Below are 26,698 nucleotides of genomic sequence, written 5' to 3' on the forward strand. Positions count from 1 at the left end.
CCCGGGCGTGGACGTACGGCACGTAGCGAATGCGCGTCATCGCGCCTCCTCGCACCCGCGACCCCCCCACGACAGCACGCGCCCCGCGCGGGGCGCGGGGCGACGGTCACGCCACGACGGTGACGCCATGACGCGCACGCCGCGACGACGCGCACGCCGCGACGGACGCCGTGCGGCGGGTGGGGGGCTCAGGCGCTCGCGTCCGCCGCGCGCGCCGCGGCGGCGATCGCCGCCTGCCCGAGCGCGACGCCGCCGTCGCCGGGCGGGACCGCCCGGTTCCACCAGACCTCCAGGCCGGCGTCGGCCAGGTCGCGGGTGGTGAGCTCGTGCAGGAGGCGGTTCTGCCACACGCCGCCCGACAGGACGACCGCCTCGTAGGGGTGCGACCGCGCGAACGTCTCCGCGGCGGCGCGGACCGCCCGCGCGACGCTCGCGTGGAAGCGCAGGGCGACGCGCCGCACGTCGGTCCCGTCGGCGAGGTCCTCGAGCAGCGCTTGCAGCAGCCGCTCGGTGCGCCACACCCCGCCCCGGGACGGTAGCGGCGGGGCGGCGTCGAGCCAGGCGCGCGCCGCGTCGTGCGCCAGGCGCCCGTCGGGCCCGAAGGTTGGGGCGCCGTCCGCCGCCCACGCCTGCGCCTCGAGCCCCATGGCGGCCTGCCCTTCGTAGCTCATGGTGCCCTCGAACCCGCACAGCGCCGCGACCGCGTCGAACGCCCGCCCCATGCTGGACGTCGTCGGGGTGTTGACGCCCGCGCGGATCGCCTGCTCCGCCATGCGGACCCGCCGCGCCTCGAGGCGCGGCCGCCACAGGTCGGGATCCACCGACTGCAGGAACCCGGTCGCCGCCTGCGCGGGGGCGCGGGCGGCGGCGTCCCCGCCGGGCAACGGGACCGGCGCCAGGTGCCCGACGCGGGCGTAGCCCGCCGTCACGGAGCCGTGCAGGACCTCGCCCCCCCAGACGGTGCGGTCGCGCCCCAGGCCGGTGCCGTCGAAGGCGAAGCCCAGCACCGTCGCGTCCCACGCGCCGCGCTCCGCCGCGACGCTGGCGACGTGCGCCTCGTGGTGCTGCACGGCGTGGGTGCGTCCCCCGAGCGCGAGGGCGTGCCGCGTCGAGGGGTACCCCTCGTGCAGGTCGTGCGCGATCCACGCCTCGTGCGGCGCGACGTCGTACATCGTCGTCAGGTCGTCGACCGCCTCGTGGAACGCCTGCAGCGCATCGAAATCGTCGAGGTCGCCCAGGTGCTGGCTCTGGAAGGCGTAGCCGTCGGTGGCCAGCACCACCGCGTTCTTCAGCATCGCGCCGACCGCCAGCAGCGGCGCGTCCCACGCAGCGTGCCGCGCGACGGGCGCGGGGGCGTACCCCCGGGCGCGACGCAGGACGACCGGCGCGCCGGACAGGACCGTCGCGACGGAATCGTCCACCCGCCGCGCGATCGGGCGCTCGCCGGTCAGGAAGCCGTCGGCCAGGCCGCCGTCCCCCCCGAGGCGGTCGATCGCTTCGTCGTCGCGGTAGGCGATCGGTTCGCCCGCCCGGTTCGCGCTCGTCATCACCAAAAGCGGCGGCGCGCCGGCGTCGAACAGCAGGTGCTGGACGGGGGTGTAGGGCAGCATCACGCCCAGGTCGCGGCTCTCCGGCGCCAGGCCGGCCGGGAGGTCGTCGCGGGTGCGGGGCGCGAGCACGATCGGGGTCGCGACGTCGCTCAGCAGCGCCGCCCCGGCGTCCGTGAGCGCCACCGTGCTCGCGGCGACGGCGCGGTCGCGCGCCATGAGCGCGAACGGCTTGTCGCGCCGCGCCTTGCGCGCCCGGAGCGCGTCGACCGCCGCGGCGTTCCGGGCGTCGCAGGCGAGGTGGTACCCGCCGAGCCCCTTGATCGCGAGGATCGCGCCGTCGCGCAGCGCGGCGGCGGTGGCGCGGATCGCTGCGTCGCCGGCGTGCGTCACGACGCCGTCCGGATCGCGCGCGTGCACCTGCGGCCCGCAGGCGGGGCAGGCGACCGGTTGGGCGTGGAAGCGGCGGTCCAGCGGGTCGTGGTACTCCGCGGCGCAGGCGTCGCACAGGGGGAAGTCCGCCATCGTGGTGCGCGGCCGGTCGTACGGCAGCCCCCGGATGATCGACCAGCGCGGTCCGCAGTTCGTGCAGTTGACGTACGCGTAGCGGTCGCGACGGTCGTCGGGGTCGAACAGCTCCCGGAGGCAGTCGGGACAGATCGGCAGATCGGGGGAGATCACCGTCGTCGGGTGGCCCTGCGCGCCGCTCGCGCGGATCGTGAACGCGGGGGCGTCCGCGTCCGGCGCGGCGCGGGCGGCGGTCGCCTCGTCGTCGCGCGCCGGCCGGCGCTCCTGCACCTCGACCGCCTCGACGACCGCGGCGAACGGCGCCTCGCGCTCGAGGGCGAGCGCGAACGCGTCGAGCGCGTCGGGCGTCCCGGTCGCTTCGCACAGCACCCCCTCGCCGTCGTTGCGGACCCACCCCGCGAGGTGGTGGGCGTTGCCGAGGCGGTACACGAAGGGGCGGAAGCCGACCCCCTGGACGACGCCGCGGACGCGGACGACGGCGGTCTCGAACGTCGGGTCGGCGGCGGGCGTCACGCACCCATGATGCCGCATCGGGTGGGGGCGCTTCGTCCCGCGGGAGGCCCGAGCGGCGTTGGTAGCATGCGCGCGTGCCCGACGCGCCCGCGACCCCCGATGCCCGCCCGCCCGTGGCGGACCCGCCGCCCTACACCGGGGCGGTGCTGGCGGGTGGGGCGTCGCGGCGTTTCGGAAGCGACAAGTGCCTCCACGTCTACCGCGGCACCACGCTGTTGCAGCACGCCCTCGCCGGCCTCGCCGGCGCGGAGCGGCGCCTCGTCGTGGGGCGCGAGGCGACCGAGAGCCCCGGCGCCCGCTGGATCCCCGACGCCCGGCCCGGCCTCGGGCCGGTCGGGGGGCTGCACACCGCGCTGGCGGCGGCCGAGCACGCGTGGGTCGCGCTCGTGGGGTGCGACATGCCGTTCGTGACGCCCGACCTGTGGCGCGCCCTGTTCGCCTACGCCGACGACGACGTGCGCGTCGTGATGCCCGAGGGCCCGAGCGGCCTCGAGCCGCTCGCGGCGCTGTACCGACGCGACCTGCACGCCGACCTCGAGGCGCGCCTCGAGGGGGGGCGCCTCCCGCTGCGCTGGTTGCGCAAGGAGCCGGGTGGGGCCGTCGTGCCGTGGCGGCATCTGGCCCCCCACGTGCCCGCCACGACGTTCCTGAACGCCAACCGACCGGAGGATCTCCCGTGAGGACCGATGCCGGCGACGAGGGTCGCCCCGACGACGCCCTGACCCCGGTCGTGCGCGACCGCCGCAGCCGGGTCGCGTTCGCGCCCGAGGCGCTGACCGCCGACGTCGAGCGGCGCCTGTTCGAGGCGGCGCGGTGGGCGCCGTCGGGCGGGAACGGCCAACCCTGGCGGTTCGTCGTCACGCGCCGCGGGACCCCCGGCTTCGACGCGCTGGCGGCGTCGTTGCGGCCCGGCAACGCCTGGGCGACCGCCGCGCCGCTGCTGGTGTTGGCGCTCGTCCGGACGGTGCACGTCCACCCCGAGAAACCCCCGAAACGCAACCGGCACGCGCTGCTCGATCTGGGGTTGGCGATCGGCAACCTGGTGGCGCAGGCGACGGCGGACGGCGTCGCGGCGCACGCGATGGGCGGGTTCGACCGCGAGGTCGCGGCGGACGCGACCGGCGTGCGCGCGCCGTGGGACGTCGGGGTGCTGCTGGCCCTCGGGTGGCCCGGCGACCCCGCGGCGCTGCCCGACGACGTCGCCGCGAAGGAGGCGGGCCCCCGCGTCCGCCTGCCCCTCGAGGCGATCGTGGTCGAGGACCGCTTCGACCCCACCGAAGGGATCCCGGGGTCCGAGCCCGCGGACGCGGACGCGGAGCGTCACGGGGGCGTGGGCGGGGGCGCGGACGGGTGAGCGGGCGGGTGAGCGGGCGGGCGCCCGCCCCGCGGCGGGTGGTGACGATGGACGCCGCCGTCGCGGCGCTCGCCGCCGTCGCCCCCACCCCGCGCGCGGAGCGCGTTCCGGTCGCGGCCGCGACCGGCCGCACCCTGGCCCGCGACGTCGTCGCGACGACCGACCTGCCGCGCAGCGACGTCTCGGCGATGGACGGCTACGCCGTCCGCGCCACCGACACCGCCGCCGCGAGCGACGACGCGCCGGTCCCGCTCCGGCGGGTCGGGGGGTCGTACGCGGGCGCGCCGTTCGACGGGACCGTCGGTCCGGGGGAGGCGGTGGCGATCGCGACCGGCGCGAGCGTCCCGGCCGGCGCGGACGCGATCGTGCTGCTCGAGGCGACGGCGTTGGACGGCGACGTCGTCACGGTCCGCGCGCCCGGCGTCGCGAAGCACGTGCGGCGTCGGGGCGAGGACGTCGCGGCGGGGGCGACGACGACCCCCGCCGGGACGCTCCTGGGGCCGGCCGGCGCGTCGCTCCTCGCGGCGATGGGGCACGCCGAGGTGCCGGTCGCCCGCCCCCCGCGCGCCGCGGTGGTGGTGACCGGCAGCGAGGTCGGGCGCGCCGCGGGCGGCGCCCGCGACGGCGTGTTCGACAGCAACGGCCCGCTGTTGGCCGGCCTCCTCGCGCGCCTCGGGGCGGAGGTCGCCTCGCGCGAGGCGGTCGCCGACGACGCGGACGCCCTCGCCGCGGCGTTGGACCGCGCGGCGGCGTCCGGCGCGGACCTGATCGTGACGACGGGCGGCGCGTCGGTCGGCCGCTTCGACCTGGTGCGCCGCGCCCTGGCGGACGGGGGCGCGGGCGACGGGGCGGACGCCGACGCCGACGCCGACGCCGGGACGGGCTTCGACCGGGTGCTCGTGAAGCCGGGGGGGCCGGCGATGCTGGGGGCGCACCGCGGCGTGCCGTGGCTGGGCCTGCCCGGGACGCCGGTCGCCGTGACGGTCGTCGGCGGGGTGCTGCTCGACGCGTGGGTGCACGCCGCCCTCGGGCGGAGCGGTCCGCCCGCGTGGGGGCGGCCGGCCCACGCGGTCGTGGACGCGCCGGTGCGGGGCGACACGAAGAAGGTGGCGTTGTGGACGGCGCACGTGCGGACCGACGAGGCCGGGGTCCGGCGGGTGCGCGAGCTCGGCCGGGACGGCGCGTCGCGCCTCGCGACGCTGCCGCAGGCGAACGGGCTGCTGCGCCTCCCCGCCGGTGCATCCCATGCAGCGGGCGACGTCGCGGAGGTCCTACCGGTCGCGTTCGGGGCGTAGGCGACACGACGGCCCGGATCGCACCGGGCCGGCCCGACCGGCGTTGCAGGAATGCACGACGCCATGCAAGAAGTTGCCGTGCGGCGCAGTGCGCGTGTACACTCGCCGCTACGCGAGGGGCGATTCCCGAATCCGCGGGGACCTGCGGGGCGCCGCCCCCACGCCCCTCGACGCCATTCATTCAGGAAGGAATCTCCATGAAGCGACTCGCTCGTCTCGGCTTCGTGCTGCTCGCCGCCCTCACGCTCACCGCGTGGGCCTCGGCGCAGAACCTCGTCATCGCGCAGGGCACGGACGCCGTCACGCTGGATGCGCACGACGTCACCGACTCACCGACCGCGTCGATCGTCAGCCACATGTACGAAACCCTCTTCGAGCTGATGCCCGACGGCAGCATCGAGCCGAACCTCGCGGTGAGCTACGAGGTGTCCGACGACTCGACCGTCTGGACCATCAACCTCCGCGAAGGCGTCACGTTCCACGACGGCACGCCGATGACCGCCGAGGTCGTCAAGGGCAGCATGGATCGCTTCCTCGATCCGGACAACGCCTTCACCTTCCGCTTCCTGCTCGACCGCATCGACGAGGTCGTCGTCACCGGTCCGCTGCAGATCGAGCTGCGCCTCGCGACGCCGTTCGCGCCGCTGCTCGCGCACCTGACGCACAACACGACCGCCATCGTCCTGCCGAGCGCCGTCGAGGAGTTCGGGGAGGCGTTCGGCGAGAACGCGGTCGGCACCGGCCCCTTCCAGCTCGACGACTGGGACCGCGGCAGCCGCATCGACATGGTCGTCAACGAGGACTACTGGGGCGACGTGCCCGCCATCGACGGCGTGTCGTTCCTCGCGGTGCCGGAGAACACGACCCGCATGGCGCTCGTCGAGTCCGGCGAAGCGCACGTCGCGGTGCGCGTCCCCCCGCAGGACATCGCCCGCCTGAACGCGGCGCCCGACATCACGGTCGAGAACGTCTCGAGCCTCCGTACGATCTACATGTACTTCAACCACACCCTCGAGCCGTTCGACGACGTCCGCGTGCGTCAGGCGTTCAACTACGCCGTCGACAAGCAGGAGATCGCCGAGTTCGTGCTCGGTGGCGCCGTCCGTCCCAGCGACGCGGCGATCGCCCCCGGCATCTTCGGCTACACCGACGTCGGCGAGTACGAATACGACCCGGAGCGCGCCCGCGAGCTCCTCGCCGAAGCCGGCTTCGAGGACGGCCTGAGCACCACGCTCTACAGCCCCTCGGGCCGCTACTTGCAGGACATCCAGATCACCGAAGCCATCCAGAGCCAGCTGGCCGAGGTCGGCATCGACGCCACCATCGAGACGCTCGAGTGGAGCGCCTACCTCGACAAGACCCGCGAGCCGGCCGGTGAGAACGACGTGCCCGTCGCGCTTCTCGGGTGGGGCACCGTCACCGGGGACGCCGACTACGGCCTGTACGCGCTCTTCCACACGAGCCAGCACGTGCCCGACGGCTCGAACCGCGCCTTCTACAGCAACCCGGAGGTCGACGACCTGCTCGACGAGGCGCGCGTGACGCCGGACCCCAGCGTCCGCGAGTCGCTGTACGCCGACGCGCTGCAGATCGTCCGCGACGACGCGCCGTGGCTGTTCCTGCACAGCGAAACGCAGCTCGTCGCCGTCAACGACGCCGTCGAGGGTCTGGTCATCCACCCGACCGAACGCGTCCTCGCCTGGAACGTCACCGTCTCCGAGTAAGACCCTTCGCCGTGAAGCCCCCCGCGGGGGGCTTCACGGCCCTATCTTTTCGCCCGCCTATCTTGCGACTCGCTTCGCCGTAGGGACCCCGCGTGTTCCAGTACACCCTCCGCCGTATCCTCATCGCCCTCCCCGCCATCCTCGGGGTCATCGTCGTGGTGTTCGCCATGGTGCGCCTCGCGCCGGGCGACCCGGCCGTCATGCTGGCCGGCGAGTTCGCCGACCAGGAGACGATCGAACGCATCCGCGAACGCTTCGGGCTCGACCGCTCCATGCCGGCGCAGTTCGCGACGTTCGTCGGGAACCTCGCGCAGGGCGACCTCGGGCGCTCGACGCGCACCAACCGCCTGGTGACCGAGGACCTCGCCCAGTTCTTCCCGAACACCCTCGAACTCGCGCTCGGCGCGATCCTGGTGGCGCTCGCGATCGGCATCCCCGCCGGCATCGTGTCCGCCATCAAGCGCAACACCTGGGTGGACGCCGCCGTGACGTTCGTCGCGCTGCTCGGCGTCTCCATGCCGGTCTTCTGGTTCGGGCTGCTCGCCATCCTGTTCTTCAGCGTCGAATTGGGGTGGTTCCCCGTCGCGGGACGGGGCTCGTTCGCGCACCTGGTGCTCCCCGCGATCACGCTCGGGGTGTCCAGCACCGCGATCATCGCCCGCATGACCCGCTCCTCGATGCTCGAGGTCCTCGACCAGGACTACGTCCGCACCGCCCGCGCGAAGGGCGTGCAGGCGCGCAGCCTCATCGCGAAGCACGCCCTGCGCAACGCCCTCGTGCCGGTCGTGACGATCGGCGGCCTCGAGTTCGGGCGGCTGTTGGCCGGCGCGGTCCTCACCGAAACCGTCTTCACGTGGCCCGGCGTGGGGCGGCTGTTGGTCGATTCGATCCTCGCGCGCGACTACCCGGTCGTGCAGGGCGCCGTCCTCGTGATCGCCATCTCCTTCATTCTCGTCAACCTGTTGGTCGACCTCGTCTACGGCGTGATCGACCCGAGGATCCGCTATGACTGACGCGACGACCGACGCCGCGAACGCTGCGACCACGGCGGGCAAGCCGCCCGCGCGGTGGCGCAAGCGGCTGCGCCGCAACCCCCTCGCGGCGGTCGGGTTCGGCATCATCGGCTTCTTCCTGGTGAACGTCGCCTTCGCGCCGTTCCTCGCGCCGTACGACCCCGCCGCCCAGGAGCTCCGCACCACCTACCTGCCGCCCGGGACCGGCGTGTCGTTCGGAGGGCCCGACGGCGAGTTCGGCCTGTGGGTCTCGCCCGCGACGCGCAGCCCCATCGGCGGGGTGTCGGTCGACGCGGACGAGGCGTACCCCGTCCAGTGGTTCGTGCGCGGCGAGCGCTACGCGTGGCTCGGGGGCGCGATCTCGAGCGACCTCAAGCTCTTCGGGGTCGACGGGCCGGTCCGTTTCCACCTGCTCGGCACCGACGAACAGGGCCGCGACGTCCTCTCCCGCCTCATCCACGGCGCCTGGATCTCGCTCTTCATCGGCCTCATCAGCGTCTCGATCGGGGTGGGGGTCGGCGTCCCGTTGGGCGCCATCTCCGGCTACCTCGGGGGCGCCTTCGACATCGTCGTGCAGCGCGTGGTCGACGTCATGCTGGCGTTCCCCGGCATCCTCCTCGCCATCGTCCTGGTCGCGACGTTCGGGACGGGCCTCGGCAACGTCATGATCGCCGTCGGGATCGCCTCCATCCCCGTCTACGCCCGCCTGGTGCGCGGCAGCGTCCTGTCGGTCAAGAGCCGCGAGTACGTCGAGGCGGCCCGCGCGATGGGCAAACGCGCCATGCCGACGTTGTTCCGGCACGTCGTCCCCAACGCCCTCGCGCCGATCATCGTGCAGTCGAGCCTGCAGATGGCGATCGCCATCCTCTTCGCCGCCGGCCTCGGCTTCCTGGGGCTCGGGGCGCGCCCCCCGCAACCGGAGTGGGGCCTGATGCTGGCGCGCGGCCGCGAGTACCTCGCCGTCGCGCCGCACGTCGCGACGTTCCCCGGCCTCGCCATCGTGCTGGTGGTGCTCGGCTTCAACCTGGTCGGGGACGCGCTCCGCGACGCGCTCGACCCGCGCGGCTGACGTCCGCTCAGGCCTCCCGGCTGCCCTCGACGCCTCCCGCCCCCGGCGCGCCCTCGGGCGCGGCGGGGGCGTCCCCGAAGCGCAGCAGGTCGACCAGGCTCTTCGCCCCGAGCTTGCGCATGAGACGTCCCTTGTAGGTGCTGACGGTGCTCGCGGCGAGCTCGAGCTCGTAGGCGATCTCCTCCAGCGTCAGGCCGAGCTGCAGCAGCCGCATCACCTTGCGTTCCCGGTCGGAGAGGGCGTCGAGCCCCCGTGCCGCGTCGCGATCGCCGTCCGCCTCGTCGCGCAGCAACCACGCCGTCGCGCTGTCGCTCAGGTAGCGCCCCCCGTACGCGACGGTGCGCAAGGCCCGCACCAGCTCGTCGTCGCCGACGTCCTTCGTCAGGTAGCCCGCCGCCCCCTCGCGCACCGCCTGCACCGCGTAGCGGCGTTCGGGATGCATCGACAGCAACAGCGTCGGAGGGGGCGTCCGCCACGTCCGGACGCGCGCGAGGACCTCGAGGCCGTCGACGTGCCGCATCGTGACGTCGAGCAACAGGACGTCGATGCGCCCCAGCGAGCGCGCTTCGCGCAGGAAGTCCCGCCCGTCGGCGTAGGCGGCCACGACGCGCAGGTCCCGCGTCGCATCCAGCACCGTCGCGAGGCCCCGGCGCACCAACGCGTGGTCGTCCACCACCACCACCTGAATCACGCCACCGCCTCCTCGTCCGTAGGCTACGCCCGCCCGCGAGCGCGCGGGCGTAGCGATGGCGCTACACGCCCGGGGCGGTAGCGCGGCAGCGCGAACGTCGCGCGGGTCCCGCTCCCCGCGCGCCCCTCGAGCGTCAGCTGCGCCCCCATGTGCGCCAGGAACGTCCGCACCACCAGCAGCCCGAGGCCGGTGCCGGCCTCGCCGGCGGTGCCGTGCGACGGCGTCGCGACCGGCGTCCGGACGTCCGCCTCCACGATGGCGCGCACCGCGTCCGGCGGGCCGTCGCCGGCGTCGTCGACGTGCACCGTGACGCGGTCCGCCGCGACGTCGGCGGTGAGGACGACGCGCCCGCCGACCGGACTGAACTTCACGGCGTTCCCGAGCAGGTTCTGCAGCACCGACTGCAGCATCGCGGGGTTCGCCGTCATCAGCACGTCCCCCGGCAGGTCGCTGGCCAGCGTCACGTCCTTGGCCGCCGCCCGGCGGCGGAGGCGGAGCGTCGCCGTGCGCACCTCGTCGTGGAGCGAGACCGGCTCGAGCGGGGCGTCGCCCGCCTCCGGCGCCCCCACCGCCATGAGGTTGTCGATCACCTGGCCGGCGCGGTCGCCGGCGACCTCCAACGCCTCGGGCAGCGTTCCCGCGTCGCCGCGCAAGCGGCCGGCGGCGCGCTCCGCCTCCAGCACCCGGACGGCCCGGCGGACGTCGACGAGCGGGTCCTTGAGGTCGTGCCCGAGCGCCTGGAAGAGGGTGTCCTTGAACGCCGCCCAGCGTTCGAGTTCGCGGGCCTGCAGGAACGCGCGGATGCGGAAGCGGTCGTAGCTCAGGTAGCCGACGCCCACGAGCCCCACGGCGAGGGGGAGGTTCAGGCGGGTGCTCACGAGGTGCGCGACGTCGCGCTGCCAGACCTCCGACGCGAGCAGGACGGCGGCGCCCGCCGCGGCGTACGTCGCGATCAGGTCGCGAGGGCGTTCGTACGCCAGCACGACCAGGACCGCGCCTGCCATGACGAAGATCAGGTACGTTCCGGTGTCCCGCTGGTTGATGACGGCGAGGGCGGCGGCGACGGCGACGAAGTTCACGACCGAGGCCAGCACGACGCGTCGGTGGAGGGCGGCGTCCTCCGGCCAGCGGCGGTGGACGGCCAGGTAGGCCAGCGCCAGGACGCTCGCGATCACGATCCAGGCGTGGACCGCCATCACGGCGTAGACGACGCCGTCGGCGCGCGCCCCGAGCGCGAGGATGCGCAGGTCCGCCCAGACGTACGCGGGGGCAAGCGCGAGGTTGACGCCCGCCACCGCCCCGAGGATCGTGCGGCGGAGCGGCAGGTTGGCCGCCCGGAAGGCGTCGGCGTCGGCGCGGGTGTACGGGGCGCGCAGCACGCCCGTAGCGTAACGCTACCGACATGTGCATGGTAGGCCCGGATGGGGCCGTTACGGACGACGAAACCGGGGTCGCGTGCAGCACCGACCGATCGACCCGCACGCCCCTCCGCGCGCCCCTCCGCGCACGCACCTGCACCCACCCCGGACGCGCGCGCACCCCGTCCGGACCCACCCGACCCCATCAGGCCCCGTTCGGCCCGCGCCCCGCAGCGCGGGGTACCGATGCACCGAGCGGCGGGGGGTGCGGTGCTGCAATGCCGGTGGGAGGTCCCCATGCCGACGCCACCGCGCTACGTTCGTTCGTTCTCCACCCTCGACGCCGCCGACGTCGCCCTCGTCGGCGGGAAGAACGCCTCCCTCGGGGAGATGCTGCAGCACCTCGCGGCGGAGGGGGTGGCGGTGCCCGACGGCTTCGCGACGACCGCGGACGCCTACCGCGACCTGCTCGCCGACGCCGACCTCACGCCGGTCCTCGAGCGCGAACTCGCGGCGCTGCACGACGGATCGAAGGCGCTGCATGAGGTCGGCGAAGCGATCCGGCGCGCCCTCCTCCACGCCGAGCTGCCCCTCGACGTGTCCGACGCGATCCTCACCGCGTACCGCGAGCTGGGGGAGGCGGCGGGGGAGACGCCGCTCCCCGTCGCGGTGCGCAGCAGCGCGACGGCGGAGGACCTGCCCGACGCCAGCTTCGCGGGGCAGCAGGAGACCTTCCTCAACGTGCGCGGCGACGCCGCGCTGCTCGACGCGGTGCGGCGCTGCATCGCGTCGCTGTTCACCGACCGGGCGATCCACTACCGCGAGGTCCAGGGGTTCGACCACCTCGAGGTGGCCCTTTCGGTCGGCGTGCAACGCATGGTGCGCAGCGACCGGGCGGGGTCCGGCACGATGTTTACGCTCGACACCGAGACCGGCTTCCCCGACGTCGTGATGATCGACGCCGCCTGGGGGCTCGGGGAGACCGTCGTGCAGGGCCTCGTCGACCCCGACGCGTACGAGGTGTTCAAGCCGTTCCTGGACGACCCGTCGAAGGTCCCGATCCTCGCGAAGCGGATCGGCGCGAAGGAACGCAAGATGATCTACCGCACCGGCGGAACGGCGCCCACGAAGGTGGTCGACACGACCGACGCGGAGCGCCGCACCGCGGTGCTGAACGACGACGAGATCCTCCGCCTCGCGCGGTGGGCGACGCGCGTCGAGGCGCACTACGGCCGCCCCATGGACCTCGAGTGGGCGAAGGACGGCGCCAGCGGCGAGCTGTTCATCCTGCAGGCGCGCCCCGAGACGGTGCAGTCGCGCCGCGGGGGGGCGGCGATGAAGACGTACCGGCTGCGCGAACCGGGCGGCGAACCGCTCACCTCCGGCCTGGCGATCGGGGACAGGGTCGCGACCGGCCCGGTCCAGGTGATCGAGCGGGCGGAGGACATCGACCGCTTCGAGGATGGCGCGATCCTCGTCACCGGCATGACCGACCCCGATTGGGTGCCGATCATGAAGCGCGCGTCGGCGATCGTGACCGACCACGGCGGCCGGACCTGCCACGCGGCGATCGTCAGCCGCGAGCTCGGCATCCCCGCGATCGCCGGGACGGGCGACGCGACGCACGCCCTGGAGGACGGCCGCACCGTGACGGTCTCCTGCGCGGAGGGTGAACGCGGGTACGTCTACGACGGCGCCATCGCGTTCGAGGCGGAGGACGTCGACCTCGACGCGTTGCCCGAGATCGCCACGCCGTTGCTGTTGAACGTCGCGGACCCCGCCGTCGCGATGCGCTGGTGGCGGCTGCCGGTACGGGGCGTCGGTCTGGCCCGCATGGAGTTCGTGATCAACGCCGAAATCGGCGTGCACCCGATGGCGCTCGTCCACTTCGACGACCTGCCCGAGGGCCCCGACAAGGACCGGATTCGGCGGCGCACCCGCGGGTACGACGCGAAACCCCGCTTCTTCGTCGAGACGCTCGCGCGGGGCCTCGCGAAGATCGCCGCGTCGCGGTGGCCCGACCCCGTCCTGGTGCGCACGAGCGACTTCAAGACGAACGAGTACGCCGACCTGCTCGGCGGGGCGGCGTTCGAGCCGGAGGAAGCGAACCCGATGATCGGCTTTCGGGGCGTCGCGCGCTACGCCAGCGAGGCGTACCGCGACGCGTTCGCACTGGAGTGCGAAGCGATCCGCGAGGTCCGCACCACCCTGGGCTTCGACAACGTCGTCGTGATGATCCCCTTCTGCCGGACGGTGGGGGAGGCCGACCGGGTCCTGGCGCGCATGGCGGAGCACGGCCTCCGGCGGGGCGAGGACGGCCTGGAGGTGTACGTCATGGCGGAGATCCCCGCCAACGTCTTCGAGGCCCGCGCCTTCGCCGAACGCTTCGACGGCTTCTCGATCGGCAGCAACGACCTGACGCAGTTGGTGTTGGGCGTCGACCGCGACAGCGACCTGCTGGCGGACGTCTTCGACGAACGCGACCCGGCGGTCGAGCGGGCGATCCGGACGCTGATCGACGAGGCGCACGCCGCCGGCGTGAAGGTCGGCCTCTGCGGGCAGGCGCCCAGCGACCACCCCGACTTCGCGACGTTCCTCGTCGACGCCGGCATCGACTCGATCTCGCTGAACCCCGACAGCGTCGTCGGGGTGCTCCGCCGCCTCGCGGGCGACGCCGCCCCGGAGCGCGGTACGGTGGCGTCGTGACGCACCACGCGAGCGACGCCCGCTACGACGTCCAGCCCTACCGACGGGTCGGGCGGAGCGGCCTGAAACTCCCGGCGGTCTCCCTCGGGTTGTGGCAGCGCTTCGGGGGTGCGGAGTCGTTCGCGTCCATCCGCGAGCGGATCCTGACCGCCTTCGACCTGGGCGTGACGCACGTCGACCTGGCGAACAACTACGGGCCGCCGCCCGGCTCGGCGGAAACGCGCTTCGGGGAGCTGCTGCGCAGCGACCTGGCGCCCTACCGCGACGAGCTCGTGATCAGCACGAAGGCCGGCTACCGCATGCAGCCGGGCCCGTACGGCGAGTGGGGCTCGCGCAAGACCCTCCTCGCCAGCCTCGACGCCAGCCTGCAGCGCATGGGTCTGGACTACGTCGACGTGTTCTACAGCCACCGCTTCGACCCCGACACGCCGCTCGAGGAGACGATGGGGGCGCTCGCAAGCGCCGTGCGGCAGGGCAAAGCCCTGTACGTCGGGGTGTCGTCGTACTCCGCAGCGAAGACCCGCGAGGCGGAGGCGATCCTCCGCTCGATGGGGGTCCCCCTGACGATTCACCAGCCGTCGTACTCGATGCTGAACCGCTGGGTCGAGGGGGACCTGCTCGACGTCGCCGACGACCTCGGGGTCGGCGTGATCGCCTTCTCGCCCCTCGCGCAGGGCCTGTTGACCGCCAAGTACCTCGCAGGGGTCCCCGACGACGCGCGCGCCCAGCAGGGCGGCAGCTTCCGACGCGAGTGGCTCGACCCGTCGGTGTTGGCGAAGGTGCGCGCCCTCGACGGCATCGCGCACGACCGCGGGCAGACCCTCGCGCAGATGGCGATCGCCTGGGTGCTGCGCGACCCGCGCGTGACGTCGGCCCTGGTGGGCGCGAGCCGCGTCGCGCAGATCCGCGACGACGTCGCGGCGGCGCAGAAGCTGGACTTCGCCGACGACGAACTTGCGGAGATCGACCGGCACGCGCACGGCATCGACGTCAACCTCTGGGCGGCGTCGAGCGACGCCGGCTGACGCCCGCTGGCGCCCACCGGCGCGCGGCGCCCGGTAGGCTGCCGCCATGACGCAGCCCCGCGGCCCCGTCGGCCGCTACCTTCGCCGGCACTACCGGCACTTCAACGCCGCCAGCCTCCTCGACGCGACCGACGCGTACGCCCGCCACCTCGACGGGGGCGGCGCGATGATGGTGACGCTCGCGGGCGCGATGAGCACCGCGGAGCTCGGGGCGTCCCTGGCGGAGATGATCCGCCGCGACAAGGTGCACGCCATCAGCACGACCGGAGCGAACCTCGAGGAGGACGTGTTCCTCCTGCTCGCCCGCTCGCACTACGAGCGCCTCCCCGACTACCGGGACCTCACCCCCGCCGACGAAGCGGCGCTGTTGGCGCGCGGCCGCAACCGCGTGACCGACGTCGCGATCCCCGAGGCGGAGGCGATGCGCCGGCTCGAGGGGGCGTTGCTGGACGCTTGGCGGGACCTGGAGGCGCGCGGGGAGCGCCGCTTCCCGCACGAGGTGCTCTACGACCTCCTGCGCTCGGGCGTCCTCGAGCCCGACCCCGCCGCCGACCCCGACGCGTCGTGGCTGCTCGCCGCCGCGGAGCGCGACCTGCCGATCGTCACCCCCGGCTGGGAGGACTCGACGACGGGGAACATATTCGCCGCGCACCTGATGGCGGGCGACGTACGCGACCCGCACCTCGTGCGCGGGGGGATCGAAGCGATGACGTACCTCGCCGACTGGTACCGCGCGACGGCGGCCCGGCGAGGGGTGGGCCTGTTCCAGATCGGGGGCGGCATCGCCGGCGACTTCCCGATCTGCGTCGTGCCGATGCTGCACCAGGACCTGGGGCTGGAGGACGTCCCGCCGTGGGCGTACTTCTGCCAGATCTCCGACGCGACGACCAGCTACGGCTCCTACTCCGGCGCCGTCCCGAACGAGAAGATCACGTGGGGCAAGGTGACGCCCGACACGCCCCGCTTCGTGATCGAGTCCGACGCGACGATCGTCGCGCCGCTCGTGTTCGGGACGTTGCTCGGGGCGTGAGGGCGCGTCAGGGGGCGTAGCGGACGGCGTCGATCCGCACCCGCCGGCGCGCGCCCCCGACGTCGGCGTCGACGACGTCGCCGGCCCGCGCCCCCAGCACCGCGGCGGCGAGCGGCGCGGTGAAGGCGATGCGGCCCTCGAGGGGATCCGCTTCGTCGACGCCGGTGATGCGGACGGTGAACGCCTCCCCGTCCTGCACCAGCGTCACGCTCGCCCCGACCCGCACGACGTCGTCGGGCGGGTCGGGGGGCCGAACCACGACCGCGCACGCGCGGCGCGCCTCGACCTCCGCCAGCTCCTCGCGCACGACCGCGAGACGCCGCGGGGCGTCGCCCGCGGCGTCGGCGAGGAGCGCCTCACGCTCCGCGCGGAGGGCCGCCGCCTCCGCCTCGAGGGCGGTGAGGCCGGCGGGCGTCACGAGGTTGTCGGCGTGCTCGGGGAGCGGCGGCCGGGCGGGCACCACCACCCGCTCCGGCGCGTCGTCCTTGACGAAGGCGCGGCTCACGCGTCGGTTCTACCGCGTCGCGGGGCGGCTCAGTCGCCGCCGCGCGACGCGTCGCTCGCGCCGCCGGACCGTCCGCCGCGGCGGTTGCGTCCGCCCCGCCGGCGTCCGCCGCGCGAACCGCCCCGCGATCCGCCCCCGCGCGGGTCCGTCGCGCCGTCGGTCCGGCGTTCGGGGGTGCGGGACCCGCGGCCCCGCCCGTCGTTCCGGCCTCCGCCCCCGCGACCGCCGCGCGGCGGACCCGCGACGTCGGGCGCGTCGAAGCCGTCGACCTTGACGCGCGGGACGGCGCCCAGGCGCTGCTCGATGGCGCGAATCTGTTTGCCGTCCTCGCGCGTGACGAGGGTGAGCGCGTCGCCGCTGCGTTCGGCGCGACCGGTCCGACCGATGCGGTGCGTGTACGCCTCGACGGTGTCGGGCACGTCGTAGTTCACGACGTGCGAGACGCGGGTCACGTCGATCCCGCGGGCGGCGATGTCGGTGGCGACCAGCACGTCGTAGCGACCGGCCTTGAAGCCCTCGAGCGCCCGTTGGCGCTTGTTCTGCGACAGGTTCCCCTGGAGCGACGCGACGGCGTAGCCGGCGCGGTCGAGCTGCTGCGCGAGCCGCTTGGCGCGGTGCTTGGTGCGGGTGAACACCAGCGTCGAGCGAACCTCGCGGCGGTCGAGCAGGTGCTTCAGGAGGCGCGTCTTGTCGTCCGGCGCGACCGGGTACAGCGCGTGCTCCACCGTCTGCGCCGGCGCGCCGTGCGCGATCTCGACGGTGAGGGGGTCGTTCAGGACCTCCTCGGCGAGGTGCCGCAGCTCGCGCGGCATCGTCGCGCTGAACAACAACCGTTGCGCGTCGCCCGGGACCTGCCCGACGATGCGGCGGATGTCGGGCAGGAAGCCCATGTCGAACATGTGGTCGGCCTCGTCGAGGACGAGCACCTCGACGCGCCCGAGGTTCCCGACGCCGGAACGCAGGTGATCGAGCAGGCGCCCGGGGCACGCGACGATGATCTCCGCTCCGCCGCGCAGGGCGCGTTCCTGCGGCTTCTTGCCGACGCCGCCGTACACCGTGGCGCTGCGCAGGCCAGTCGTGCGGCCGAGCCGCTGGATCTCCGCGTGGATCTGGTCCGCAAGCTCGCGCGTGGGGGCCACGACGAGGGCGCGGGTGTGGCCGCGCGGTCCGCCGACGAGGCGGTTCAGGAGCGGCAGCGCGAACGCGGCGGTCTTGCCGGTCCCGGTCTGCGCCAAGCCCAACACGTCCCGCCCGGCGAGGGCGTCGGTCAACGCCTTCGCTTGGATGGGGGTGGGTTTCTCGTAGCCGGCGGCATCGACGCCGGCGCGCACGCGGGCGTCCAGGGGGTAGGGGTCGAAACTCATGGGGTCACGCGTCCTCGCTGCTCACCGCGCCAGGACGCGCGTCGCGTCGACCGGGAGCCGGGGCGCGCCGTGGGGCGCACCCGAATGAAAAGGAAGGGTCCGGCGGGACCGGACCGAGGGGGCCTGCGGCGTCCGCAGGGTCGTGGCGGGTCGTGCCGGGTCGTGCGGTCCCGCACGACGGCGCGCCCCGAACCTCCGGGGCGCGCCGAGACGGGGCGTGGGAATCAGTACGCGCCGGGGGCCTTCTTGGTCACGCGGACGTTCTGCGCCTGCGGACCCTTCTGTCCCTGCCCGACGTCGAACTCGACCTCGTCGCCCTCGTCGAGGCTCTTGTAGCCGTCGCCGTCGATCGCGCTGAAGTGCACGAACACGTCGCCGTCGCCTTCGGCGGGGGAGATGAAGCCGTAGCCCTTGTCGTTGCTGAACCACTTCACGGTGCCGTTGCTCATGGTCGTTCCATTTCCGGCTCGGGACGCCTTCGCGGCCGAGCCCAACAAAAAAGTCCGGGTGCAGGGTGCACCCGCCGTTCTGAACGAACCTGTAGGGGTCGATCCGGAACACCGGAGTGTACCCCATCGCACGATGTCGGGGGGCGCGCCGCGCGACGTCGCCGCGCGCGCCCGCCTCCGCACGTCGCCGCGACCCCGCTCGTTCGCGTCCCCGTCGCTCGTTCTCGGCTCCGCCGCCCGCCGGACCGCGTGTGGATCGGGGGGGCGGCGCGAAGCGCACGTCGACCCCCCCGCCGCGTACGGCGGTCACGCGTCCGGGGCGGGCTGCGTCGGTCGTCACGTCGGCCTCCTCCCGCGCGGGGCGGTGCCCCACCCCCCAACGCGAGCGCCGGTCCGGCGTCGCGCCGGGGGCGTCGGTACGTCGGGCCGTCCCGCGTGCGGGCGTCGGGACGAACGTCCCGCGGCGCGTGCGATGCTCGCGGCGTCGCTCGCGCGCGTGCGGGCGCCGTCCAGGACCGCCCCGAAGGGCGAAGGGAGACCCACATGCAGCAGCACCTCGAAGGCAAGGTCGTCGTCGTCACCGGCGCCGCGTCCGGCATGGGCGCCGCCATGACCCGCCTGTTCGCCGCGGAGGGCGCCACCGTCGTCGCCGGCGACGTGAACCAGGAACGCCTCGACGCCGTCGCGAGCGAGGTCGAGGGGGCCGGCGGCGTCGTCACGACCGTCGTCGGGGACGTCGCCAGCCGCAAGGGGGCGAACAAGCTGATCGATACCGCCACCGAGCAGCACGGGCGCCTCGACGTGCTGTGCAACAACGCCGGCGTCATGGACCAGTTCCAGGGGGTCGCCAGCCTCGACGACCAGACGTGGAACAAGGTCATGGCGGTGAACCTGTACGCCCCCATGGCGCTCTCGCGCGCCGCGGTGCAGTGGATGAAGGACCACGGCGGCGGGTCGATCGTCAACAGTTCGTCCGCCGCCGGCGTCGGCGGGGGCGCGGCCGGCGCGGCGTACACCGCCAGCAAGCACGGCGTCATCGGCCTCACGAAGAACACCGCCGTCACGTACGCGCCGCACGGGATCCGCGCCAACGCGATCGTGATCGGGGCGGTCGCGACGAACATCCAGGAGACCATCACGCCGGAGAAGATCGATCAGGAGGCGATGGCGCAGTACGGCGGGTGGCACGGCCTCGCCCCCGCCACCCTCGAACCGGACGACGTCGCGCAGCTGGCGTTGTTCCTCGCGAGCGACGCCTCGAAACGCATCAACGGCGCGACCATCGCCGCCGACGCCGGCTGGATGGCGTACTGACGCCACCCCCGCACCCCGCCGCACCGCGCCTCGCCGCGCCTCGCCGCGCCCCGTCCCCCGACCGGGGGTGCGGGGCGCGCGCCGCGCGTACCCTGACGGCGTGACGGACGCCGCCCCCCCGACCGGACCGAGCCTGCCCGCCCCCGTCCCCCTCGCCGGCGTCGACGGCGCGCGCGGGGGGTGGGTGGCGGTCCACCTGCCGGCGGGGGGCGACGCCGCCGACGTCCGCGCCGCGCTCGCGCCCGACGTCGGCGCGTTGTTGGACGCCCTCCCCCCCGACGCGCAGGTGGCGATCGACGTCCCCATCGGCCTCCCCGAGGCCGGCCCCCGCGCGTGCGACGTCGCCGCCCGCCGGGTGCTCGGTCCCCGCCGCGCCTCGGTGTTCGCCGCCCCCGTCCGCGCCGTCCTGGCGGCCGGGACGTACGAAGGTGCGCTCGCAGGCCACCGGGCGGCGGACGGGCGCGGCCTGGCCAAGCAGGCGTACCACCTGCTCCCGAAGATCCGCGAGGTCGACGCCCTCCTCGCCGCCTCGCCGGCGCTCGAGGGGCGCGTGAAGGAGACTCATCCGGAGGTGGCGTTCGCGACGCTGGCCGGCGCGCCGATGGCGTTCCCGAAACGCCGTCCCGACGGACGACGGACGCGCGAAGCGCTGCTCGAGGCGCACCTCCCCGGCGTCCTCGCGCGGGTCCGCGGCGACCTGGAGGGCGCGTCCGGCGTCGCGCCGGACGACGTCCTCGACGCCGTCGCGCTGCTGCTCGCCGCCGCGCGGCGGGCTGCGGGCCGCGGGCGCGTCCTCCCAGCGCGGGGCCCGACCGGCCCCGCCCGGGATGCGGCGGGCCGCGCGATGGAGATCCACGGGTGACCCGCTCGGTCCGAACGCCCTCCGAGGCGGCCCTCGCCCGCGCCGTCAAGCGGCGGGTGTGGCCCGAACGGTGGCCGCTGCGCCTGCGCTGCGCCCCGGGTCTGGAGGCCGTCGTCGCGGACGAAGTGCGGGCCGCGACCGCCCGTGCCGACGACCTCGACGTCGGCGACGTGTCCGCCCCCGACGCCCTTCGCGTCACGCCCGGAACGGTGGCGCTCGAGGCGCCGTTCGACCTGATGCACGCGCTGTTGGCCGAGGTCCGGGTCGCCGACGTCCTCTCGGTCCGCATCGCGGAGCACGCCGCCGCCACGACCGCGATGGCCTTCGATCACCTCGCGCGCCTCCCGTGGGCCTGGTGGCTCCCGGCCCGCGGGCCGGTCCGCATCGCCGTCCGCAGCCGCCGCTCGCGGCTGCGCGACGCCGGGGACCTGGAGCGCACGGTGCGGCGCGCGGTGCGCGCGGCCGGCGTCGCGGCGGAGGCGCCCCGCGACGACCGGGGCGCCGGCGGCGCGGGGGACGTGCCCGTCGTCCGGCTGGAGCTGGAGCGCGACCGCGCGTCGGTCTGGGTCGACGTCGCGCACGCCATGCACCGGCGGGGGACCGGCAAACGCTCGACCGCGACGACGCTCCGCGAGACGACCGCCGCCGCCCTCGCGCACCTGGGCGGGGCCGCGGACGCCGACCTGATCATCGATCCGTTCTGCGGGTCCGGCACGCTGCTGCAGGAGGCCCGCGACCTCGCGGCGGGACGGCCGGTCGGGGCGGCCCGCCCCGTCGCGATGCGCGGCGCGCCGGTCTGGAACGAGGGGCGCCTCCGCCACGCGCTGCGTCGGTTCGATGCGCCCCGCGACGCCCCGAGCCTCGTGGGCCGCGACGCCGATCCCGCCACCGCCGCGGTCGCCGCGGAGGCGTTGGGGGCGGGCGCCGACGTGCGGGCCGGCGACGCGCGGACCCTGGACGTCGCGGCGCTCGCCGAGGCGCACGGGGCGCGCCGCCCGCTCCTGCTTACCAACCCGCCGTACGGGCGCCGATCCGCGGCGTCGGGGGACGACCCGGATGCGCTGCTGCGGCGCGTCCTCGCCGCCGTCGCGGCGGCGGGGGCGGCGGGGCCGACGTGGCGCTGGGCGGTGGTGTACCCGCGGCCGGCGGCGTGGGCGGAGGCGCCCGGGCTCGAGGTCGCGTCGGTCCGGCGCGTTCGGATCCGGGGCCTGTCGGTCGCGTTCGCGACGGGTCGGACGAGCGGGTAGCATGCCGCCCGTGGAGGTGACGACGTGTCGGAGGGCAACGACGGGGCGAACGACGGAGTGAACGACGCGGGGACCGCGGTGGCGGTCGACTACGCGGCCCTCACCCGGGCGATCGAGGCGTTGTGGGCGGGGGAGCGCGACCCCGTAGCGAACCTCGCGAACCTGAGCGCCGCGGTGATGGACGCCCACCCGGCCCTCAACTGGGCGGGGATCTACGTCCGGCGGGGCGACGAACTGGTGGTGGGGCCGTTCCAGGGCAAACCGGCGTGCGTCCGGATCGCCTACGGGCGCGGCGTGTGCGGCACCGCCTGGGCGGAGGACGCCACCCAGGTCGTCGCGGACGTCCACGCCTTCCCGGGGCACATCGCCTGCGATCCCGCCTCGCGTTCGGAGATCGTGGTGCCCATGCGCGACGCGTCGGGGGTGCTGCGCGCGGTGTTGGACCTCGACAGCGACCGGCCGGCGACCTTCGGTGAGGCCGACCGCGTCGGCCTCGAGGCGCTGGTGGCGACCCTCGCGCCGCAGCTCGATTGGGACGCGCTCGGCTGAACGGACGTCACCAGCCCTGCGTGCCGGGGCCGCCCTTGAAGGGGCCCACCACCCGCGACGTGACCCAACTCCCGTAGAAGTCGCCCCCGACCGGCTGGACGACCTCCCCGTCGACGGTGACGGCGTCCATCTTCGACGGGTAGAACGTGACCCAGCCGGCCAGGTCGCGGTAGCGCGGCGTCGGGTCGGGGTACCACCAGGCGGCGGCGGGCGCCCGCCGGCCGCCGGCGACGACGTCGGCGTACGCCGCGGCGCCCTTGAACTCGCAGAACGTCCGCCGGTCGATCGCCTCCAGGGCGGTCGCGTCGACGTCGTCGGGTGGGAGGTAGTAGACCGGCGCGTGCGACGTCTCCAGGATCCGGACGCTGCGCGTCGTGTCGGCGATCACCGCGTCCCCGAAGCGCACGATCACGCGTTCGGAGCTCGGGTCGACGGCGGGCGGGCGGGGGTAGTCCCAGACCGATTCCTGGCCGGGTCCGGGCGTCTCGGGGGTGGGACGGCGCATACCCCCAGCGTAGCGCCGTGCCGGCCGAGGGACCGCGAGCGCGACCCCGGTTTCGGGTCGGTCCGAACTACGGCGCGAACGCCCACGCGAGCAGCAACGCCGACGCCGCCAGCGAAGCGCTCACCGCGAAGCGCATCGCGATGCGGAAGTTCGCCGCGACGGCGCCTGGATCGAAGCGCCCCGCCCAGCGCAGCAGGGCGGTGGACGCTGCGGCGGCGCCGACGACCACGATCGCGCCCGCGCCGACGCCCAGGTCGCCGGTCACGTCGGCTGCGAGCACGAGCGCGCCCGCTGCGAGCGACGCCGCTGCGGCGCGCAGTGCGCGCGGGGCGCCCCAGCGCACCGGCAACGTCCGGTCGCCGCGCGCCGCGTCCTCGCGCACCTGGTACGCCTGCGTCACGACGTACAGCCCCGCGACGAGGAGGGCGGTGACCGCCATGCGGGCGGCGTTCCACGGGGTGGTCAGCCCCGCCAGGCCGGCGACCGTGGCCCACCCCAGCGCGAACCCGAGCGCCCCCTGGCCCAGCGCGATCGCCGTCATGGCGAGCCTCGGGTCGCGCTTGAGGCGGATTGCGGGGTGCGAGTACGCGGTGAAGACGGCGAACAGCGCCGCCCACGACCCCAGGAAGGCCGCGCCGACCCCCGCGGCGAGGGCCAGGCCGACCGCCTGCACCGCCAGCGAGAACGGCCTCAGCCCCGCGTCGACGGCCGGAGGGCGGAGCATCCCGCCGACCGGTCCGGTATCGCGGTCGTAGAACGAGTTGAAGGCGGTCGTCCCGCCGTACAGGAACACGTGCAGCGACGCCCACGCCAGCGCCAGGCGTCCCGGCTCGACCGGCGCGCCGGTCTCGCGCAGGGCGGCGACCACCCCGAACCCCCAGATGGGCGTCAGGATCGCGTTGAACGGGAGCCGCAGGTGCCGCAGCCACGGGTGCCGAACCGGGCGGAAGGGCGTGCGCGCCATGCGGGCAGGGTTACACGCTTCGCGGTCCGCCCGCCAGGCGCCGCATGGTGAACGCCCGCGCCAACAGCGGTGCGGTCGGGCCCCGCAGCGCCGCGGCGAGCGCCGCGTCGCGGAGCCCCGGCGCGCCGGTCGGGCGCCCCAGGCGCAGGTTCACCTCCGCGCGGAGTCGCGCCCGCTGGGCGCGCGCGGTCTGCCGGTGGGCGTACGTCGCCATCGCCTCGGCGCGCGTGGCGCGCCCCTCGCGGTGGTCGCGCCAGGCGTCCAGCAGCGCGTCGGCGCCCAACCAGCCGAGCGTCATGCCCTGCCCCCCGAGCGGGGGCACGACGTGGGCGGCGTCCCCCGCCAACCAGGTGCGGCCGCGCGCCATGGGGGCGGCGCGGCGCGCCTCGACGCCGAACGACGAGCGCATCGTCGCGGCGCCGGGATCGAGCCGGACCCCCATCCGCTCGGCCACGAGGCGCGCCAGGTGGGCCGCGTCCGCCGCGGCGGGGACCGCTGTGCGCGCCACCCATCGGCGGACGCCGCCCGGCAGGGGGAACGCCTCGACGACCCCGTCCGCCGCGAGGTGGATCCACGCCTCGTCGGCGGGGAGGGCGCCCAGCGCGTCGGGCCACGCCTCCGCGGCCTGCGGCAGGTCGATCATGAGGTAGCGGTCCTCGAACGCACGCCCGACGCGACGCCCGGCGACCCAGCGTTCCGCGCCGCTGCGCGCCCCGGTGCAGGCCACCACGTCGCGGGCGCGCACCTCGAGCGTCCCCCCGCCGCGCGCGTCGGTCGCCTCCAGCGTGACGCCGGCGGCGTCCTCGCGGCGGCCGCGCACCTCGACCCCGCGCCGCACCGCGCCGGGCGCCAGCGCCTCCAGGTGCTCGAGGAGGACCCCTTCGGTGGCGTGCTGCGGGGCGGTCAGGACGAACGGCCAGGGGCCGGGCAGGTGCGCGTCGAACGCGACCGTCCCCAGCCGCCGCAGCCCCCGCCCGGGGGCGCCCGCGCCGCCGTGCCCTCGCCGGACGGGGACGCCGGCCGCGACGAGCGGCGCCGCCGCCCCGACCTGCGCGAGGGCCTCGAGCCCGGGGGGGTGGATCCCGATGGCGCGGGTGTGGGTCGGAGGCTCGAGCCGGCGTTCGAGGACGACGACGGACGCCCCGGCGTGCGCGAGGCGGGCGGCGAGGTACGCCCCGGTCGCGCCCGCCCCAACGATCGCGACGTCGACGTCGGGTTCGGCGTCCCTCACGGCGTCGACGCCTCGCGTAGGACCCGCAGCCGGAAGGCCCCGCGGCGCGCCGCCCGCGCGCCGGGGGGCAGGTGCGGGGCGAGCTCGTCCGGGCGCCAGGCGCGACGGATGGAGCGCCGCCCGTCGACGGCGACGAACGACCCGCGGAAGGGGAGGGCGAACACCGCGAACGCCGGCAGCGCCCACGGCGTGCGGAACAGGTCGTCGTGCAGCACCGCCCGCACCGCCAACGCGTCGGTCGCCGTCAGGAACGACGCCAGCTCGTCCTCGGGGAGGTGGTGCAGGACGTGGTTCGAGACGACCAGGTCGAAGTGGCGCCCGGCGGCGAGGAGGTCGGGGACGTCCTCGCCCGGCCGGTCGCCGGCGTACGTCACGCCGGCGGGGGTGGGGCGGGCGCGGGCGAACGCCAACGCGCGCGGGTCGCGATCGATCGCGGTGATCGCGAGCGGCACCCCGTCGTCCGCCGCCCACCGCGCCAGCCGGCGGGCGACGTCACCGCCGCCGCAGCCGACGTCCAGGAGCGTCGCGACGCCCGCCTCCCTTGCCGCGGCGCGCGCGTGCGGGCGCAGCACCGTCCGCCACGCGCGACGCCAGCCGGACAGCAGGTCGTTGAGGATCCCGAACTGCGCGAAGGTGCGCGTCAGGCGCACGGGGTCGCACGTCGGGTCGTCCATGCGTTCGCGCAGGTCGTGCGCGCGGGGGAGCCGGTCGCGGCGCACGACGCTCACGCGAACGTCAGGAGGCCACTCGCGACGGTCAGGCCGGGCCCGAACGCCATCGCGATCACCGGCTCGCCGGGCGGGCCCGGCTCGCGCAGCAACGCCGCGAGGACGAACATCACCGTCGCGCTCGACATGTTGCCGTAGCGCGCCAGCACGCCGCGCGACGCGGCGAGCGCCGCATCGGGGAGTTCGAGGCCGTCCGCCAGCTTGTCGAGGATCGCGCGGCCGCCCGGATGGACCGCCCAGCGGGGGACGTCGGCGAGGTCGAGGTCGCGCCCCGCCAGGAGCGGCCCCAGGGCGGCGTGCGCCTTCGCCCCGACGATCTTGGGCACGTAGGCGCTCAACGTCATTTCGAAGCCGGTGTCGCCCACCGTCCACGCCATGTCCGAGGCGCCCTCCGGCGCGAGGCCGTCGGCGAACGCGTCGAGGCGCAACGCCGGCCCGCTCGGGGGGCGGCCCGACACGACCGCACCGACCGCGCCGTCGGCGAACACGCTGGCCGACACCAGCGCGTCGGGATCCCGGTCGTGCTGGAGGTGCAGGGTGCACAGTTCCGCCCAGGCGATCAGGACCACCGCGTCCGGGTCGGCCTCCACGAAGGCGCGGGCCATGCGCAGGGCGGGGAAGGCGGCGTAGCACCCCATGAAGCCCAGGTGGTAGCGCTCGGTGCCGCCGCGCAGGCCGAGGCCGTGCACGACGTCGAGGTCGGGTCCCGGTGCGTAGAACCCGGTGCAGGACACCGTGACGACGTGCGTCACGTCGTCGGGCCCGACGTCGGGGGTCGCCTCGAGGGCGTCGCGGGCCGCGGTCACGAACAACGGGCCCGCCTCGCTGCGGTAGCGGTCGTTGCGTTCCTTCGTGCCCGGGCTGCGCACGTCCCCGGCGTCGGTCACGAAGAACCCCGGTCCCGACTGCGCCGGGGGTAGCCACCGGGTCCCGTCCGCGTCGTGCCCCGCCTTCGACGGGGGCGACCCCTCGGGCACGAAGTCCTCGAGGACGCTGTGGCGCGTCTCGATGCCGCTGGCGGGGTAGATCCGGCGGAGCAGCTTGTCGGTCCGGCGGTCGCCGCCCACGATCCGCTCCATCGCCGCTTGGGCGCTACCCTGGGCGACGGACGGGGCCGGGACGACGGG

24 protein-coding genes are annotated in these 26,698 nt (G+C 75.3%); 13 read left to right on the top strand and 11 right to left on the bottom strand.

What is annotated here, in order from left to right:
• Positions 1 to 188: 188 nt before the first annotated feature.
• Positions 189 to 2,588, bottom strand: coding sequence for a carbamoyltransferase HypF (gene hypF / locus RI554_02750; GenBank protein ID MDR9390929.1), 2,400 nt, complete (start codon positions 2,586 to 2,588; stop codon positions 189 to 191).
• A gap of 74 nt (positions 2,589 to 2,662) precedes the next feature.
• Between hypF and RI554_02755 the strand changes: the two genes are divergently transcribed.
• The 6 genes from RI554_02755 to RI554_02780 all read left to right on the top strand — a co-directional run bounded on the left by RI554_02755 (position 2,663) and on the right by RI554_02780 (position 9,043).
• A complete protein-coding gene (locus tag RI554_02755) occupies positions 2,663 to 3,268 on the top strand; it encodes a molybdenum cofactor guanylyltransferase (GenBank protein MDR9390930.1) in 606 nt (201 codons plus the stop codon).
• Positions 3,265 to 3,942, top strand: coding sequence for a nitroreductase family protein (locus RI554_02760; GenBank protein MDR9390931.1), 678 nt, complete (start codon positions 3,265 to 3,267; stop codon positions 3,940 to 3,942). Before RI554_02755 ends, RI554_02760 begins: the two co-directional genes overlap by 4 nt.
• Positions 3,943 to 3,989: 47 nt before the next feature.
• Entirely contained in the window at positions 3,990 to 5,237 is a 1,248-nt protein-coding gene (locus RI554_02765) for a molybdopterin molybdotransferase MoeA (GenBank protein MDR9390932.1), read from the top strand.
• A 197-nt stretch (positions 5,238 to 5,434) separates the two neighbouring features.
• A complete protein-coding gene (locus tag RI554_02770) occupies positions 5,435 to 6,961 on the top strand; it encodes a glutathione ABC transporter substrate-binding protein (protein MDR9390933.1) in 1,527 nt (508 codons plus the stop codon).
• Between the two features lie 92 nt (positions 6,962 to 7,053).
• Positions 7,054 to 7,974: an ABC transporter permease gene (locus tag RI554_02775; GenBank protein ID MDR9390934.1), complete on the top strand. Its 921-nt coding sequence runs from the start codon at positions 7,054 to 7,056 to the stop codon at positions 7,972 to 7,974.
• Positions 7,967 to 9,043 carry an ABC transporter permease gene (locus tag RI554_02780; GenBank protein ID MDR9390935.1) on the top strand — a complete coding sequence of 359 codons (1,077 nt, stop codon included), beginning with the start codon at positions 7,967 to 7,969 and terminating at the stop codon, positions 9,041 to 9,043. Before RI554_02775 ends, RI554_02780 begins: the two co-directional genes overlap by 8 nt.
• A 7-nt stretch (positions 9,044 to 9,050) precedes the next feature.
• Here the strand turns inward: RI554_02780 and RI554_02785 are convergent, their stop codons facing one another.
• Entirely contained in the window at positions 9,051 to 9,734 is a 684-nt protein-coding gene (locus RI554_02785) for a response regulator transcription factor (GenBank protein MDR9390936.1), read from the bottom strand.
• Between the two features lie 23 nt (positions 9,735 to 9,757).
• On the bottom strand, positions 9,758 to 11,113 hold the full coding sequence (locus RI554_02790; GenBank protein ID MDR9390937.1) for a HAMP domain-containing sensor histidine kinase: 1,356 nt from the start codon (positions 11,111 to 11,113) through the stop codon (positions 9,758 to 9,760).
• A gap of 276 nt (positions 11,114 to 11,389) precedes the next feature.
• Between RI554_02790 and ppsA the strand changes: the two genes are divergently transcribed.
• Genes ppsA through RI554_02805 form a run of 3 tightly spaced genes read left to right on the top strand, consistent with a single transcriptional unit; the run spans position 11,390 to position 15,853 of the window.
• Entirely contained in the window at positions 11,390 to 13,798 is a 2,409-nt protein-coding gene (gene ppsA / locus RI554_02795; protein ID MDR9390938.1) for a phosphoenolpyruvate synthase, read from the top strand.
• The gene (gene mgrA / locus RI554_02800) at positions 13,795 to 14,823 is read left to right on the top strand and encodes an L-glyceraldehyde 3-phosphate reductase (protein ID MDR9390939.1); all 1,029 of its coding nucleotides are present in this window, start codon (positions 13,795 to 13,797) and stop codon (positions 14,821 to 14,823) included. Before ppsA ends, mgrA begins: the two co-directional genes overlap by 4 nt.
• A 46-nt stretch (positions 14,824 to 14,869) precedes the next feature.
• Positions 14,870 to 15,853 carry a deoxyhypusine synthase family protein gene (locus RI554_02805; GenBank protein MDR9390940.1) on the top strand — a complete coding sequence of 328 codons (984 nt, stop codon included), beginning with the start codon at positions 14,870 to 14,872 and terminating at the stop codon, positions 15,851 to 15,853.
• 7 nt (positions 15,854 to 15,860) lie between these two features.
• Here the strand turns inward: RI554_02805 and RI554_02810 are convergent, their stop codons facing one another.
• The 3 genes from RI554_02810 to RI554_02820 all read right to left on the bottom strand — a co-directional run bounded on the left by RI554_02810 (position 15,861) and on the right by RI554_02820 (position 18,171).
• Complete coding sequence (locus RI554_02810; GenBank protein ID MDR9390941.1) at positions 15,861 to 16,358, bottom strand: GreA/GreB family elongation factor; 498 nt, start codon at positions 16,356 to 16,358, stop codon at positions 15,861 to 15,863.
• A 29-nt stretch (positions 16,359 to 16,387) separates the two neighbouring features.
• Positions 16,388 to 17,722, bottom strand: coding sequence for a DEAD/DEAH box helicase (locus RI554_02815; GenBank protein MDR9390942.1), 1,335 nt, complete (start codon positions 17,720 to 17,722; stop codon positions 16,388 to 16,390).
• Between the two features lie 224 nt (positions 17,723 to 17,946).
• A complete protein-coding gene (locus RI554_02820) occupies positions 17,947 to 18,171 on the bottom strand; it encodes a cold-shock protein (protein ID MDR9390943.1) in 225 nt (74 codons plus the stop codon).
• A 543-nt stretch (positions 18,172 to 18,714) separates the two neighbouring features.
• On the opposite strand from RI554_02820, the gene RI554_02825 reads away from it, so the two are divergent.
• The 4 genes from RI554_02825 to RI554_02840 all read left to right on the top strand — a co-directional run bounded on the left by RI554_02825 (position 18,715) and on the right by RI554_02840 (position 22,143).
• Entirely contained in the window at positions 18,715 to 19,485 is a 771-nt protein-coding gene (locus RI554_02825; protein MDR9390944.1) for an SDR family oxidoreductase, read from the top strand.
• Positions 19,486 to 19,585: 100 nt separating this feature from the next.
• Entirely contained in the window at positions 19,586 to 20,347 is a 762-nt protein-coding gene (locus tag RI554_02830; protein ID MDR9390945.1) for a DUF429 domain-containing protein, read from the top strand.
• Positions 20,344 to 21,594 carry a hypothetical protein gene (locus RI554_02835; GenBank protein MDR9390946.1) on the top strand — a complete coding sequence of 417 codons (1,251 nt, stop codon included), beginning with the start codon at positions 20,344 to 20,346 and terminating at the stop codon, positions 21,592 to 21,594. The genes RI554_02830 and RI554_02835 overlap by 4 nt, the downstream gene beginning before the upstream one ends.
• Positions 21,595 to 21,618: 24 nt before the next feature.
• Positions 21,619 to 22,143 (top strand): GAF domain-containing protein, encoded by a 525-nt coding sequence (locus tag RI554_02840; GenBank protein MDR9390947.1) that lies wholly within the window; start codon positions 21,619 to 21,621, stop codon positions 22,141 to 22,143.
• Between the two features lie 7 nt (positions 22,144 to 22,150).
• Here the strand turns inward: RI554_02840 and RI554_02845 are convergent, their stop codons facing one another.
• The 5 genes from RI554_02845 to RI554_02865 form a co-directional block, all read right to left on the bottom strand.
• Entirely contained in the window at positions 22,151 to 22,648 is a 498-nt protein-coding gene (locus RI554_02845) for a DUF427 domain-containing protein (GenBank protein MDR9390948.1), read from the bottom strand.
• 67 nt (positions 22,649 to 22,715) lie between these two features.
• On the bottom strand, positions 22,716 to 23,612 hold the full coding sequence (locus tag RI554_02850) for a UbiA family prenyltransferase (protein ID MDR9390949.1): 897 nt from the start codon (positions 23,610 to 23,612) through the stop codon (positions 22,716 to 22,718).
• Between the two features lie 10 nt (positions 23,613 to 23,622).
• Positions 23,623 to 24,843: an FAD-dependent oxidoreductase gene (locus tag RI554_02855; protein MDR9390950.1), complete on the bottom strand. Its 1,221-nt coding sequence runs from the start codon at positions 24,841 to 24,843 to the stop codon at positions 23,623 to 23,625.
• Positions 24,840 to 25,571: a methyltransferase domain-containing protein gene (locus RI554_02860; protein ID MDR9390951.1), complete on the bottom strand. Its 732-nt coding sequence runs from the start codon at positions 25,569 to 25,571 to the stop codon at positions 24,840 to 24,842. The genes RI554_02855 and RI554_02860 overlap by 4 nt, the downstream gene beginning before the upstream one ends.
• The coding region (locus RI554_02865; protein ID MDR9390952.1) for a type III polyketide synthase at positions 25,568 to 26,698 on the bottom strand (1,131 nt) is incomplete at its 5' end. The genes RI554_02865 and RI554_02860, both read right to left, overlap by 4 nt.

Source organism: Trueperaceae bacterium (assembly GCA_031581195.1).
Lineage (GTDB): Bacteria > Deinococcota > Deinococci > Deinococcales > Trueperaceae > SLSQ01.